Raw genomic sequence first — 14,249 nt, forward strand, 5'->3', positions numbered from 1 at the left:
TGGTGAGCAAAGAGCAGCAACAGCGGGTCGTTGTCGTGGGCGGCGGGGTAGCGGGCCTGGAGATCGCCACCACGCTGGGACGACGCTGGCGCCGACAGCGCGGTCGTGCCCCCGGAAACTCCACGATCACGCTCATCGACCGCGATTTCGCACATGTGTGGAAGCCCATGCTGCACACCATTGCGGCCGGGACGACCGATATTTCCCAGCAGCAGACTCCGTACATTGCTCAGGCACGTGATGCCGGTTTTGCTTATCAGCCGGGCGAACTGAGCGGCCTAGACCGGGCCAGGCAGGAGGTACTAATAGCTCCCCTGCATGCACCGGACGGCCGCCTGCTGGTCCCTGAAAGGCGGCTGGCATATGACACACTGATCATCGCGGTTGGTAGCCACGCGAACGACTTCGGTACGCCAGGCGTGGTAGACCATTGCCGTATGATTGACTCCCGTCAGCAGGCCAAGGCCTTCAACCACGAACTGCGCATCCGCATGCTTCAGTGCCAGGCGCAGGAGGGTGAACTATCGATCGCCATCGTAGGGGGCGGAGCGACAGGAGTGGAACTCGCGGCGGAGTTGGTACAGCTGGTCGCAGCTTCTGTCGCCTACGGTGCGCAAGGGCTGGCTGAGCGAATAAAGATCATCTTGATCGAAAGCGGGCCACGGCTACTGGCGGCGTTTCCGCAGGATATTTCTGCTGCCACGCGCGCGCGGCTCGAAGCATTGGGTATCCGGGTGATGACTGACACCCGGGTCAGCGCGGCGACTGCCGATAGCTTCGTCCTCAGCAACGGCCAGCAGGTGGAGGCGTCCCTGAAGGTCTGGGCGGCGGGAGTGAAGGCGCCGGATTTCCTTGCCCATCTTGATGGCCTGGAAACGACACGCGGCAACCAATTGGTGATTCTGCCGTCGCTGCGGACCACCCTGGATCCCAACATCTATGCGGTGGGTGATTGTGCAAGCCTCACGCTGCCCGGTGCCGAACGGCCACTGCCGCCCACGGCCCAGGTTGCCCATCAACAGGCCCGGCACCTGATCCGCTACCTGCCAGGTGCCATGCAGCGCGGTGAGGCCATCCCCGATTTCGTCTACCGCGATTTCGGCTCACTGGTGTCGCTTGGCGACTACGATGCCTACGGTTCGCTGGGTCAGTTCGGTATGTTCAAGGGGGTTACCATCCGTGGCCGCTTGGCCCAACTGAGCCATGTCATGCTCTACCGAAGCCATCAAGCGATGCTTTACGGGTTCTGGCGCGGCAGTCTGCTGTGGCTGGTAGATCGCCTGAACGCGCACGTGCGAGCGTCAATACGCTTGAACTGAAGCGCGTGCAGCCTGATCTCATTTTCTTTTCGTCCGCCGCACGGGCGGCTTGATGCTGGTATCGTCTGACTTTCGGTTGCGGCGGCCTCTGCCACGCGGCAGATCGGCTTCTCGCCTTGGAGAGACCGTAGGCTAAGTACGCCCGGCGGCCGTCTATTCCCGCATCAAGCCCCCGCCTCGCCGGCAATATCGGATCAAGCGGGAGAGCAGCGGCGCTTCGTCTATGTAAGCGTCCCTCATCAGGGATGAACAGCTATGCCAGCTTCGCCATGCAGGTTGCCGCGCTCCAGGAGCTGTTTTTCAGGCTAGTCTAGACCCGAGCATGTGTCTCGGGTGGCAACAAGCTCGAAATCATCGACAACGTTGGCACTTTGTTGACGATCCATCCAGCCGAACTTCGCTTTACGGCACGCCACGCCACGCCCACCTGGCGGCCGATGGACAAAAGAGCATCGGGCTCTGGTGTGGCCGCCTTCCAAGACGAGGGCGCCATGCGACCGAAAACTTGGTTGAACAGCTGACAGCGCCAAGGGTATTCTTGACAGTTCTCGCGTTAGATCTATGAAACTCTCGATAGATAATTGCACAATATCGGCGTTGTCGACCCAACTCCGAACAGTCCTCGTCTTGAATGGCTCGGTCCCAATTATTCCTGCCGAATCCTGATAGTGATCTTTGGACCCATACGGGGTGCGCCGTCATCAGAAAGATTATTAATATTTATTGCCATAAAATATTGAGATATGAATTTATTCGTTCCAGAAAATCGCATATATCTTTCCATTAAATCTATCCTGTTGCGCTGATATGCCTGCGGCATCTACAAGCGTTGCCAAGCGCTTGGCCTGTCGGTTCCTAGAGACATCCGCTTACTCGGCTTTGACGGCAATCCGCTCAATGCCTATCTCGCGCCGCGGCTAAGCACGATCCGCGTGCCTTATGAGGGTTTCCAAACGGCCTCTATGCGGCCTTTGGTTCGAAGGTCGGCCTCTATCGGGCGGCGCTGGGATGGTATGATGTGGCCTTCTCGACGCTGACGGACGAGATGCTGTCTCGTCCCGACCCGCTCGACACGCTGTCGACGTGGCTGGAGACGCAGGCGGCGCTGTTCAGTGACCCCGACCATCCGCCCGGCTGCATGATCTCGACCGCCGTTCTTGGCTGCGCGGTCGAGAACGATCCCCTCGCCCGGATGGTCGCCGAGCGGCGCGAGGCGACGATTGCCCGTATCCAGGCTCGACTGGCGCGGGCAAGGATGGAGGGCGAGATAAAGGCCGACGCCGATCCTCTCACCCTCGCCCGCTTCGTCGGTGCCATCATTCAAGGCATGTCGATTCAGGCGCGCGACGGCGCCGGCAGGGCGGAACTCACTGCTCTTGCCAGGCTGGCCGCCGAGGAACTGGCACGCCAGCAGCCGTGAGGGCTGAGCCGACCAAGGTTCCTACCCGACCCGTCCCGCGTCACGTCCACCTCGCCGGCCACACTATCTTTCGCGGCTTCCCGCATCGCTACAAGCTGTCCGGCATGTCAATGTTCTGCATTGTCCATTGACTCTATAGGTTTTATAGATTTACCGATCTCATCTGTCTTGGACGGCCCAGGGCTAGGGGTCGGCTCGACGACATGCGTTGAAGGCAGCTGAGTTCCGCGTAGAGGAGAACGACGATGCAGCAACAGTTACGGCGACGGCGGCGGATCGTGATCGTTGGCGGCGGTTTCAGCGGTGCCGTCCTTGCGATCCATTTGGCTCGGCGCGCCAAGGAAAGCCTGGATATCAAGATCGTTGAGCCTCGCGCCCGGCTGGGAAGCGGCCTGGCCTATTCGACGACAGTGCCTGATCATTTCATGAACGCTCCGAGCACCTTGAGTTCGATCGAGCCGGAAGATCCCCATCATTTGTCGCGCTGGCTGGAAGCGTACGCGAGCGAACGCGGCCTAGACGTCGACGCGTGGCGGCATGAGGGGCAGGTATTCACGCCTCGTTGGATCTTCGGGCGCTACATCGAAGCGCAACTGAATGTTGTGGCCGAACAGTGCGCCCCAGCCGTGCTGGTCCGGCATGTACGCGCCGCGGCGGCGCATATTACGCGGCGCGCCAACGGGACGATCGTCCACTTGTCAGACGGGCGGGCCATCGTCGCGGATCAACTGGTTCTCGCCTTCGGTGCCACGCCGGGGCGGCCAGATTTCGCCAAGGATCTGCCGCACGGACAGCCAGGTTATCTGGGCGACCCCTGGCGCGAGGATGATTATTCGACATTGGCGGGCGGTTCCCTAGTTCTCTTGGCCGGGACAGGTCTTACGATGGCGGATGCCATAGCAACGCTGGAGGCAAAGGGTTATCGCGGCCGCTACCTTGCCATTTCGCGCCGAGGCATCAGAGCTTTCGAGCGTCGGTCGCCGGCAGTCCTTCCCTCGTTCCTGGATCCCGCCGATCTGCCGACTTCACTTACAAAGTTATGGCGGCAGGTGCGCGCGGTCCTGCGCGATCTAAAGTGCAATGGCGGCGACTGGCAAAGCGTTGTCCCGGTGATCCGGGCGCAATTGCCCGACCTTTGGCGGAGTGCAACCGCAAAGGACAAACAGCAGTTCCTCAGGCATTTGCGGCGGATCTGGGAAATGTCGCAGCATCGACTTCCGCCGCCGGCAAGTCGCCTCTTGGATGCGCTAGCCGCCCAGGGCCGTCTTGAGATTAAGGCAGGCCGCATCCAGCGGACGGCGGCCAGAAAAGACGGGCGCCTGGGCGTCGCGTTCAAACCCCGCGGCGGCGATCATGTACAAATTCTAACCGTCGATGGACTGATCAACTGCACCGGCGCGCAGCATGATCTCCTGCGAGCGACGAACCGGCCCTTCGTGCAGAATTTGCTGGCAAGCGGCCATATCAGGCCTGGTCCCTTCTCCTTCGGCTTGGATGTCCATCCCGACCTCAGGGTATTGGATGCGAAAGCCAGACCGCAGTCCTGGCTTTTCGCCGTGGGAGCGCCGGTTCGGGGCGTCCATTGGGAGTCGAACGGTGTCAGCGAGCTATTATCCCAAGTCGTCGGATTAGCCGATCGCCTGGCGGCAAGAGCCGATACCAAGGAGGATGGCGTCGAACTCGCGGACAATGTCATTGTCGTTGCATGAGCATCAGGGCCGCAAGGAGATTGGCCGTCGGCCGGGTTCTCGGATCGGCCGCTATCTCCGACGCGCGCTCTAACAGAGATTGCCGAACTTGCATGGCGCCATCTTGGGGCATTTTGCACCGATTCAGCGCGCTCCATATCATTGGGCCAAGCTCATAGTCATCGAGGACGGCGCGACCGCACAGTCCCTGGCGGCGCTGCGGGCCCGGCTCGGCCTCGATCAGCCGATCGCCTGCCAATTCTTGGACTGCATACGAAATCTGGCCCGCATCTGCCATCGCCGCGCTTTCTTGACCATGGGCCGTGAAAGCGCCTGTCACTATGCTCCTGACTGGCGGGCTTGTTGTGGCAACTTGCCCGGCCGCTCTTCTTGTCCTTTGGAGACGAAGCATGACCCTCGATTATCGCAATCTCGGCCGCAGCGGCCTCAAAGTGGCGCCTTTGTGTCTGGGCGCCATGATGTTCGGTGGCGCTACCGACGAGGCGACATCGCATCGCATCATCGCCAAGGCAAAGGAACAGGGCTTCAATTTCATCGATACCGCAGACGGATATAATGACGGCGAATCGGAGCGCGTGGTCGGCCGCGCGATCAAGGCCGATCGAGACGACTGGATCCTGGCGACCAAGGTGGCCTCTCCACGAGGGGGCCTCAACAAGGGCGGCAGCTCGCGCAAATGGATCCATCGCCAAGTCGAGGCCAGCCTGCAGCGCCTGGGAACCGACTATATCGATATCTACTATCTCCACCGCGAGGATCGGCAGACGGCCCTCTCGGAGACGGTCAACGCGCTTGCCGATCTCGTCCGCGCCGGGAAGATCCGCTATTTCGGCGTCTCCAATTTCAGGGCCTGGACGGTAGCCGAGATCAGCCATCTGGCCGACCAGGCCGGCATCGACCGGCCAATCGCCAGCCAGCCATGCTACAATGCCTTCAATCGCCAGCCCGAGGTCGAGCACCTGACTGCCTGCGCGCATTACGGTCTGGCCGTCGTCCCTTATAGCCCCTTGGCGCGTGGCGTCCTGACCGGCAAATACGATCCCGACGCGGCCCCTGCCAGCGATACCCGGGCCGGCCGCAACGACCGGCGCATTCACGAGACGGAATGGCGGCCGGAATCACTGCGCCTTGCCCAGAGACTGAAGCGCTATGCCGAGGAGCGTGGCACCACGGCCGCGCGGTTTGCGCTGGCCTGGGTCCTCAACAGCAGATTCGTGACCAGCGCCATCACCGGGCCGCGCACGGAGGAACACTGGGACGATTACGTGGCGGCGCTGGATTACCGCTTCAGCGAGGCTGATGAGGCCTTTGTGGACGAGCTCGTCACCAGCGGCCATCCGTCGACGCCGGGCTACAACGATCCCAGCCATCCAAGCCTGGGTCGCATCACCCGCTCCTCGCGTTGAGCCTGCCTGACCTGCCCCTTTAACCTAGGCGACTTCGGACGATCGGGCCGCCTGGGGTAAAGGGGTAGTGCCCTCCACCCGCAAGATAGATACGGGCGAAATTAGCCGAGGGCCTCGGCACCGATCGTGTGATGGCGGGCAAGATGATGTGGTTCCCGGCAGGTCACAGGTCGCCAGTTTTCAAACATCGCCACGTGACGTGCCTGGTCCGGCGTTATCGCGACTGGCTCGAGGAATGCCACGACCTCAAGATTGGCACGGCCGGACCCATTCGAGAACGACGCGCCTAGCTAAATGTTTTTCATCTAGTAAAGACGTTGAATACCGACCGTCGAGTCGAACGTATTGTCACTCAAAAAGTGCCGAAGGCGAAGTCCCGATCAGTGTAAACGCGCCGTAGTCAGGCAGGAATGCCCGACGACCGGAGCATGACCTTGATACGCATCTTGGTCAGCGTCTGCTAGGTTACGGAAAGGCTGCCACCCCTCAATTTCGCCAAACCTCCCTACGTGGAACCGGCAACGGCTGAACTTCGCCTAGTCGCTTACCGGCGCCAAGTCGGCTGCTGCGGACACTCGGCCCGAGCCTCCGTCGGTTCCGGGCGAACGCCATCCCGATCTCCTCAGTGGCGCAAGCCGACCTGTTTCATCAAGGGCAGTACCCGCTCGCCGAAAAAGGCGAGATCGGGGGCGAAGTCGTAAAAACTGAGCTGGAAGCCATCGACACCGGCTTCCTTGAGCTGGAGGAGTTGCGAGGTCACCGTCTCCGGCGAACCGATGAGCTGAACATTCCCGCCGATGGCGCCACCGACCCCAAAGCGCAGATCGTCGTGCTTATGGCCGCGCCAGGCATGCGCGTCGCTGCGCAGATTTTTCCGTCCGGACAGGGCCACGAGGTCCGCATGGTCGACGATGGCCTGGGCATAGGCATTCGCCTCGCGATCGGTTTCCCGCACGATGAGCGTCGGATTGAGCAGCGTGCGTACGCTGCGACCCTCCTGCCGTGCCGCCGCCTTCACCCTCGCTGTGTGTGTCGGCAAGGAGCCCAGGGCGCTATCGATGTCGCCACCACCCGGGCTCGCGATGAAGACGATGTCCGAGTGGCGGGCGGCGAAGGATATTCCGGCATCCGATCCGGTCGCGTTGACGAGGACCGGCCGGCCAAAGCGCGGGCGCGGGCTGATATAGGCATCCTTGAATCGCCAAGTGCCGCGGCTGCTCGCGTAGGAGAAAGGCTCCTCCTCGAACCAGAGACGCTCCAGCGTCCGCAAGAGTTCGTCGGCGCGTTCATAACGCTCGTCATGTTCGATCTGGCTCCAGCCGAACAGCTCGTGCTCGTAGGCCCTATGACCGGTGACGACGTTTATACCCCAACGGCCCTTGGCCACATGATCGAGCGTCGCCCCGAACCGTGCCAGATGAATGGGATGCCAAGGCCCATAGAGTACATGGATCGTCGAGATCAGCATGATTTTATGTGTGATCGCCGCCAGGGCCGAGGCGGCGATGAAGGCGTCCAGCCCCTGCTCTGTGCGTGTCGGGCCCGTGCCTCCCTTCGGCTGCCAGTTGGAGAAGCCAAAAAGCAGGTCGAAGCCCAGAGCCTCGGCCTGGAGCGCCAGCGCGGCATTGTAATCGAAGGACCAGTCGGTCGTCCGTGGCAGACTCGAGGCACTCCAGCCGCCATGGTGAAACGGCAAGAACAAGCCCAAGAGGGTCGGCTGCCGCAAGGCAATGGACAATGGACTGTCGGCGAAATCCCCAGGCTGTAGCGGCTGGCACCGCGCGTCACTCACAATGCGTTGCATGTCCGTCAGGCTCATCTGGACGTCTCTCGTCGCGACCGCAGTACGGCAAAAGAAGAAGCATCAATTGATAGTCTATAAAACAGATGGACAAAAGGTTTTTTTAGCGCAGAATGATCTCGCCCAGCAGGACGAAGTGGGAGTCCGTTCGATGTCCGCATCCGCACGCCGCCTCAGCCTCAATCTCTTCATCTATCCGGGCGGCCATCACGAGGCAGCTTGGCGCTATGCCGCTTCCGATGTCGATCATCTGTTGGACATCGATTTCTACCAGAAGTTGGCTCGGCGTGCCGAACAGGCCAAGCTCGACGGCATCTTCTTTGCCGACGGACCGGTGCTGGCGGACAATATTCGCTTTGCCGCGCGGTTCCGCCTGGAGCCCATCACGTGGCTGGCCGCGATCGCCACCGCGACTAGCCGCATCGGCCTGATCGCCACGGCATCGACGACCTATGGCGAGCCCTACAATCTGGCGCGGCTATTCGCTTCGCTGGACCATATCTCGAAGGGACGAGCCGGCTGGAACATCGTCACGACGAGTGCGGGTCTGGCGGCGCAGAATTTCGGTCTGTCAGAACATCCCTCCCATGCCGATCGTTATGGACGCGCCCAGGAATTCGTCGACGTCGTCACCAAGCTCTGGGACAGCTGGGAAGATGACGCGATCCTGCTCGACAAGAAGACGGGCATCTACGCCGACGATACGAAGATTCACCCGATCGACCATATCGGCCGGCATTTCCGCGTCAAAGGCCCCCTCAACACACCGCGCACGCCACAAGGCCGCCCCGTCTATGTCCAGGCGGGCGCGTCAGATGACGGGCGTTCCTTCGCTGCCCGCTACGCCGAAGCGATCTTCACGGCGCATCAGACCCTTGCCAATGCGCGGGAATTCTACGCCGACATCAAGCGCCAGGCGAAGGCACTCGGCCGCCATCCCGATCACATCAAGATCCTGCCCGGGATCAGCCCGTTCATCGGCAGCACGGAGGCAGAAGCACAAAAGCTGCACGACGATTTCAACGAACTGGTGCAGCCCGAATACTCGCTTCATCAATTAAAGCGCATGCTGGGCATCGATCTCGCCGGTCACGACCTGGATGCCCCGTTTCCGAGTCATCTTATCAATTTCGACGGCGCGCAGGCTGTCGCCAGTCGATTCAAAGTCGTGCTTGACATCGTCGATCGCGAGAAACCCACCCTGCGGCAGCTGCTGCATCGCCTGGCCGGTGCGCGTGGCCACTGGGTAACCGTCGGCACGCCGGAGCAGATCGCCGACCGCATGGAAACGTGGTTCCAGAGCGGTGCGGCCGACGGCTTCAACGTCATGCCTCCCTACCTGCCCGGCGGATTCGATACGTTTGCGGAGCAGGTTGTGCCGATCCTGCAAAAGCGGGGCCTTTTCCGACTCGACTATGAAGGAACCACGCTTCGCGATCATTACGGTCTGCCCCGGCCTGAGAGTGTCTACGGTCAGCAAGCGCGTGCCACTGCCTGAGGGTCAAATACGAAAGGCCGAACGGCTGTCTTCCCACGAAATTGTTCGGTGGGGCTCGCAGCCGTCCGCCTCGCTCCAGGTTGACGGCCGAGCTCTCGATGTTGTGGCATCAGGACGCATGTAGCCCGTGGCCCTGTCCGCTCCGGACGTTCAGACCGAGCTGCTTGGGTAGATGGTCTCGTGGGGTCAGCTCGGTTCCCCTCGCCCGGCAATTGGATATCCGTGCACCATTACTAGTCGAATAAGCGATCATGTGACGTTGATCGCTTATTCAACTAGTTCGGACCCATCGTTCGTCGTCCGACCATGAAGGCGGTGCGTTCACACGTGCTGTCGTCATACCGCGATGATGGATCGCTTCGCGCCGGCGCCGATAAGGTCGCTTGTAATGACGCGCCGCAAATTGCAGCTCCAATCAAGGCATGGCCGAGCGCATCGGCAATGGCGCAATGAGGCGATCGTGGCCGATCCCTGTTTGAACTCAACACCGTCTTAGCCATCCAGTGGCGTCCCAATCGTCAGCCGAAAGCGGCCAGCGATGGTGGAACATGATCGGCTGGGCGCTCTTTGGCCACCAATCTTTAAAAAAGATCTCGACACCGTCCGGAGTGGTTACGTAAGCGGCGTTCATAGAGGCGTGTCCTCGATCGGTTACACTAGCGGCAGCCGGTTCGGCCAAGAATTTCCTCAAGAGAATCGTTAGGGAAGATAGGCCGTATTGGGAAGTAAGAATGCCCAGACCAGAAAGTCCTTAGCGCGATAATCTACAATCCCGAATGACCTTCTCTACGTTCATTACACATCTGCGGATCAGAAAATAGCATGTGGAAATCCATGGCCGGTGACATCGCGTCATCTCTGCCGGCGCGCTCCTCGTATCGCCCGTCTATGACGGGGGCCGGCCTGTCCGACGCGCTCAACACCGAAGCGACCGACATGCTGATAGAGACAAACCGCACGCACGGGATTCCCGCCACCTCGACTAAATGACGATGAACGACATCTAACGTACCGTCCAGGACGGACTGAGCGTCACCATTACCATGAGGAGCCAAATCGTTACGGCAACGACGCTGTTCAGGCAGCTGACAGCAGGCGCTCTGCGACAGAGACAATGGTGTCTCTGCCGAGCAGAGCCTCTGCCGACGGCGGACGGCCGGAAAGTGGACTGCGGTGTCATGGCCCGAGGGGTCGAAAGTGCGACGATCTCCACCTGTCGCTTGATGGTCGAACCGCCCATGAGAACGTGGTTGGCGCAAGACGGCCGGGGAGCCTAGTCCAGATAATCCCATCTGGGCGTGAGTAAGGCGACATGAGGGTCGATCTTTAAGCGCGAGGCTTCGTCGTCATCGCCTCGACCTGTGAGCGAACGATGCCACCTCCCTCAGCCGCTAAAGGCCGAGAGCTGAGGAAAGAGGGCAGGAACGAGAACCCAATCGCGTCGCAGCAACCCGACAGACCGGCAGCGGTCCGAGCCGGGTTGCCGTTGATCCGGTCAAGCCGGCCGCAGGGCGACCCGTGCGAAGCCAGTTGGCGCCCGCTCGTCGGCCGTGATGTCGCTCCGGTAGGTTTCCGGACCAAACCAGACGGCGACCGCGGTCAGCAGACCCAGGACGATCGCATATAAAGCTACGGGCCAAGACGCGCCGCTGGCCCAGGCCACGAGGGCCGCCGAAACCGCGGGTGCCGGACCGCCGGCGATGATCGACCCCAGTTCGCGCGCGAAGGCAAAGCCGCTGAAGCGACGCGACGGCCCGAACAATTCGGCGAAATAAGCGGCCTGGGTCCCGAACATCGCGGCAGTGCCGACGCCGCTGGTCAGAACGAACGCCATGACGAGCCAAAAGAAGGAATTCGTTTCCAGCATGGCGAAAAACGGAAAGGAAATAGCGGCGCTAAAGAGTGCCCCGAAGATATACACCGGACGCCGTCCGATCTTATCCGACAGCATTGAGAAGCCGAGAATGGCCGGGATCTGAAAAAGATAGCCCGTCATGAGGGCCACCAGCGCTTCCGACTTCAAGACGCCTAGTTGGTTGACGGCGTAGCTCAGTCCGAAGACGGGAAAGAGAAAGCCATGGCCGTTTTCAGCCAGCCGTGCGCCCAGGACGACGAGAAAGCTCCTGGGTTGATGCCGAATGGCATCCAGGATGGGCATCCTGCTTTTGGCCTTGCGCGAGATGACGGCCTTCTCGAAGACCGGCGTCTCGCTCAACCGCGCGCGCACGAAGATGCCGAACGCCACCATGACGATGCTAAGCAGGAAGGGCACCCGCCAGCCCCATTGCAGGAACGCCTGCTCCGGCATCATCGAGACAAGCGCGAACGTGGCCGATGCCAGCATCATGCCGATGCCGACGCCGAGCGGCGCGAACGAGCCCCAAAATCCCCTCCTATGTGGCGGCGCGTGCTCGACCAGCATGATCACCGCACCACCATATTCGGCACCGGCACCGAAACCCTGTACCAGCCGCAGACAGACAAGCAGGATCGGTGCCCAAATGCCGATCGTCGCATAGGTCGGCAGAACGCCGATCAGCGCCGTCCCTATTCCGACGACGAGAAGCGTGGCGACGAGAATCGGCTTGCGCCCGAGGCGATCGCCCAGATGACCGAAGACGATGCCCCCCAGGGGGCGCGAGAGAAAGCCGACGCCGAAGGTGGCCAGCGCCACCAAGGTGCCAACGGCCGGATCCAGATTGGTGAAGAACAGGCGTCCGAAGACGAGTGCCGCCGCTGAACTATAAATAAAGAAGTCATACCATTCGAGTGCCGATCCCACGCAGGATGCGAGGATGACCCGACGCTGATGGCGCCGACCCTCCCTCATGTCGTCCGTCGCCATGACTTGATCTCCCTGATTTTTATACCCCCTGAAAGGGCATGACCGCGCGCAAGGTCGCGGCTATGCCAAATGGGGCGGCGGCGCTTCTGTTTCGCGCTCGCGAATGACTAGGCCGCCCGCTCGCCGGGCTTGGCGAAGGCGCTGATCGCGCCGGCACTTTTCTGCGTCTTGAAGATCGAGGAACTATCGGGTGCCGGTGGCAACGGCAGGAGGACCGGCACATCGGCCAGGCGCGGCCGATTGGTCTGCTCGCCAAAGATCAGCTTCGCTTGCGTCGCCTCCCAGGTCTCCTTCTGGCTCATCCCGACATAGGCGCCGGAAGCGCCCGCCAAGGGCCAGGCATCTGCCGATGCGACCTCGTAGAAGCAGATCAGGCGCGCCCGATCGGACATGTTGGGCGCCGAGCCGTGCAGGGTGCGGACGTGATGCAGCGTCATCGAGCCCGCCTTGCCCGTCAGCGTCACGGCTTTGTCGCGTTCAAAAAGCTGATCGGCTGGATCAATGGCACCACAAAACACGCCATTGCGAAAATGGCTGAGAACAGGGCCCTTATGCGTGCCCGGCACGACCATAAGTGGCCCATTTGCCTCGTCGACATCCTCGAGCATCAAGCCGATCGCCAGGAGATCGTCATTGGTGTGCGGATAGAATGCCCAGTCCTGATGCCACTCGACCGCGGCCCCGCCACCAGGTGCCTTTGTATTGAGCTTGCTCGTCTGCAGGCGAACGGCGGGACCGATGAGCGCTTCCAGCACGGCGCGTACCTTGGGGCTGCGCAGCACCTCAAAGAAGGGCGGCATCAGTACGTGCGGTTGCTTGATCCGCGTCAGACGGGGCGATGTGGCGGAATGGCCGTCATCCAGGTCGAAGGCAGCGTCACTGGCGCTGACCATGCGGGATTTCTCGATCATTCCATAGGTCAAGTCGCGCAGCTCATCGAGCAATCGCCCCGTCACCGCGTCCTCGACCATGATATAGCCGTCCTCGCGATAGGCCTTGATTTGTGCCTCGCTCAACATCTGTCAGCCTCCTTTGTTGGACGGACTCGACGCACCGATCGCCGAGGACCGTCTAGTTCAAGATACCAGTGTTTGCGCAAACATGTCGCAGGGTCAAGGTTGTGCCTTGTGCGTCGCCCCATGGTCTAGCCCGCGACGATCGCCTAGGAAGGAGAGCGTTTGCTGAAGGAGGCGCATTCCTGGACAAGCCTGGCCTGAAGGTCACGATGCACGATGTGGCACATCGGGCCGGGGTATCGCAGATGACGGTCTCGCGCGCCTTGCGAGCGCCCGACAAGGTAGCGGAAGTCACGCGGCGGCGAATTCAGCGAGCGATGGACGAGCTCGGCTATATTCCCGACCTCGGGGCCAGCGCGCTTGCCAGCCGCCAAAGCGGATTGATCGCCGCCATCGTCTCGACCTTGGAAAACTCGATCTTCGCGCAGACGATCTCGGGCCTTTCCACCAACGTCGTACGGCATGGCTATTCGATGTTGCTCGGCACCTCGGATTATTCGACGGTCGATGAGGAGAAGCTGCTGCGCACGGTTCTCGGGCGGCGACCGGACGGAATTGTCCTCACCGACAATGTCCACACAGCGGCGGCGCGCAAGCTGCTGTCCGCCGCAAGGGTGCCGGTGGTTGAAACCTGGCAACTGCCGGATCAGCCGATCGACATGGCGGTGGGCTTCTCCAATCGCAGCGCCGCACGCGCCATGACACGTGCGCTTTTCTCCTATGGTTATCGACGTATCGCCTTTGTCGGGCTGCGCACGCCGGATGACCGACGGGGCCAGCTGAGACGCCGGGGCTATCGTGACGCGATCGCGTACAGCGATCAGTCTCCGCGCGAGCTGTTCCTTGAGGCGGCCAAGCCTGATCTGATGGCGGGCGCGACGGCGCTTGAAGAAATCGTCGAGCGGTTCCCAGAGACGGATGCAATCTTCTGCGCCGTCGATATTCTCGCGGCCGGAATCTATTTCGCCGCGCAACGCCGCGGATGGTCCATACCCGAACGCTTCGCGCTCGCGGGGTTTGGTGATTTTGCCATCGCGCAGGCGGCGGGTCTTGATCTCACCACCGTGCGTGTCGATGGCGAGCAGATCGGCAGCCGTGCAGGCGATCTGCTGCTGGCCCGACTTCGCAAGGAAATCCTGTCCACAGCTACCATTGATGTCGGCTACAAGATCATACGCCGTTCGAGCGCCTGAAACCGCAAGCATCGGGTCATACGCGGGCGTGCCTTACGGCAC

Annotated in this window: 10 protein-coding genes and 1 pseudogene; 7 read left to right on the top strand and 4 right to left on the bottom strand. The window is 61.4% G+C overall.

Going from position 1 to position 14,249, the window contains the following annotated elements; genetic code table 11:
* Positions 1–2: 2 nt before the first annotated feature.
* From CFB17_RS12220 to CFB17_RS12245, 5 genes are all read left to right on the top strand, one after another.
* Positions 3–1,319, top strand: a complete 1,317-nt coding sequence (locus CFB17_RS12220) for an NAD(P)/FAD-dependent oxidoreductase (RefSeq protein WP_407642414.1) — start codon at positions 3–5, stop codon at positions 1,317–1,319.
* Between the two features lie 818 nt (positions 1,320–2,137).
* Positions 2,138–2,356, top strand: a complete 219-nt coding sequence (locus CFB17_RS20080) for a substrate-binding domain-containing protein (RefSeq protein WP_088561844.1) — start codon at positions 2,138–2,140, stop codon at positions 2,354–2,356.
* Positions 2,338–2,739: a TetR family transcriptional regulator C-terminal domain-containing protein gene (locus tag CFB17_RS12230; RefSeq protein WP_088561845.1), complete on the top strand. Its 402-nt coding sequence runs from the start codon at positions 2,338–2,340 to the stop codon at positions 2,737–2,739. The genes CFB17_RS20080 and CFB17_RS12230 overlap by 19 nt, the downstream gene beginning before the upstream one ends.
* Positions 2,740–2,984: 245 nt before the next feature.
* Positions 2,985–4,448, top strand: coding sequence for an FAD/NAD(P)-binding protein (locus tag CFB17_RS12235; protein WP_088561846.1), 1,464 nt, complete (start codon positions 2,985–2,987; stop codon positions 4,446–4,448).
* 389 nt (positions 4,449–4,837) lie between these two features.
* Positions 4,838–5,854 carry an aldo/keto reductase gene (locus CFB17_RS12245; RefSeq protein WP_088561848.1) on the top strand — a complete coding sequence of 339 codons (1,017 nt, stop codon included), beginning with the start codon at positions 4,838–4,840 and terminating at the stop codon, positions 5,852–5,854.
* A gap of 622 nt (positions 5,855–6,476) precedes the next feature.
* On the opposite strand, the gene CFB17_RS12250 is transcribed toward CFB17_RS12245, so the two are convergent.
* The gene (locus tag CFB17_RS12250; RefSeq protein WP_088561849.1) at positions 6,477–7,673 is read right to left on the bottom strand and encodes an LLM class flavin-dependent oxidoreductase; all 1,197 of its coding nucleotides are present in this window, start codon (positions 7,671–7,673) and stop codon (positions 6,477–6,479) included.
* Between the two features lie 133 nt (positions 7,674–7,806).
* On the opposite strand from CFB17_RS12250, the gene CFB17_RS12255 reads away from it, so the two are divergent.
* A complete protein-coding gene (locus CFB17_RS12255; protein WP_088561934.1) occupies positions 7,807–9,153 on the top strand; it encodes an LLM class flavin-dependent oxidoreductase in 1,347 nt (448 codons plus the stop codon).
* Between the two features lie 505 nt (positions 9,154–9,658).
* Here the strand turns inward: CFB17_RS12255 and CFB17_RS19660 are convergent.
* From CFB17_RS19660 to CFB17_RS12265, 3 genes and pseudogenes are all read right to left on the bottom strand, one after another.
* Positions 9,659–9,784: pseudogene (locus CFB17_RS19660) on the bottom strand (alpha/beta fold hydrolase); the annotation flags it as partial.
* 864 nt (positions 9,785–10,648) lie between these two features.
* Positions 10,649–11,998, bottom strand: a complete 1,350-nt coding sequence (locus CFB17_RS12260; protein ID WP_207762050.1) for an MFS transporter — start codon at positions 11,996–11,998, stop codon at positions 10,649–10,651.
* 107 nt (positions 11,999–12,105) lie between these two features.
* Complete coding sequence (locus tag CFB17_RS12265) at positions 12,106–13,017, bottom strand: phytanoyl-CoA dioxygenase family protein (protein ID WP_088561850.1); 912 nt, start codon at positions 13,015–13,017, stop codon at positions 12,106–12,108.
* A 206-nt stretch (positions 13,018–13,223) separates the two neighbouring features.
* On the opposite strand from CFB17_RS12265, the gene CFB17_RS12270 reads away from it, so the two are divergent.
* Positions 13,224–14,207, top strand: a complete 984-nt coding sequence (locus CFB17_RS12270; protein WP_088561851.1) for a LacI family DNA-binding transcriptional regulator — start codon at positions 13,224–13,226, stop codon at positions 14,205–14,207.
* Positions 14,208–14,249: the final 42 nt, after the last annotated feature.

It is taken from the genome of Arboricoccus pini, assembly GCF_900187945.1.
GTDB lineage: Bacteria > Pseudomonadota > Alphaproteobacteria > Geminicoccales > Geminicoccaceae > Arboricoccus > Arboricoccus pini.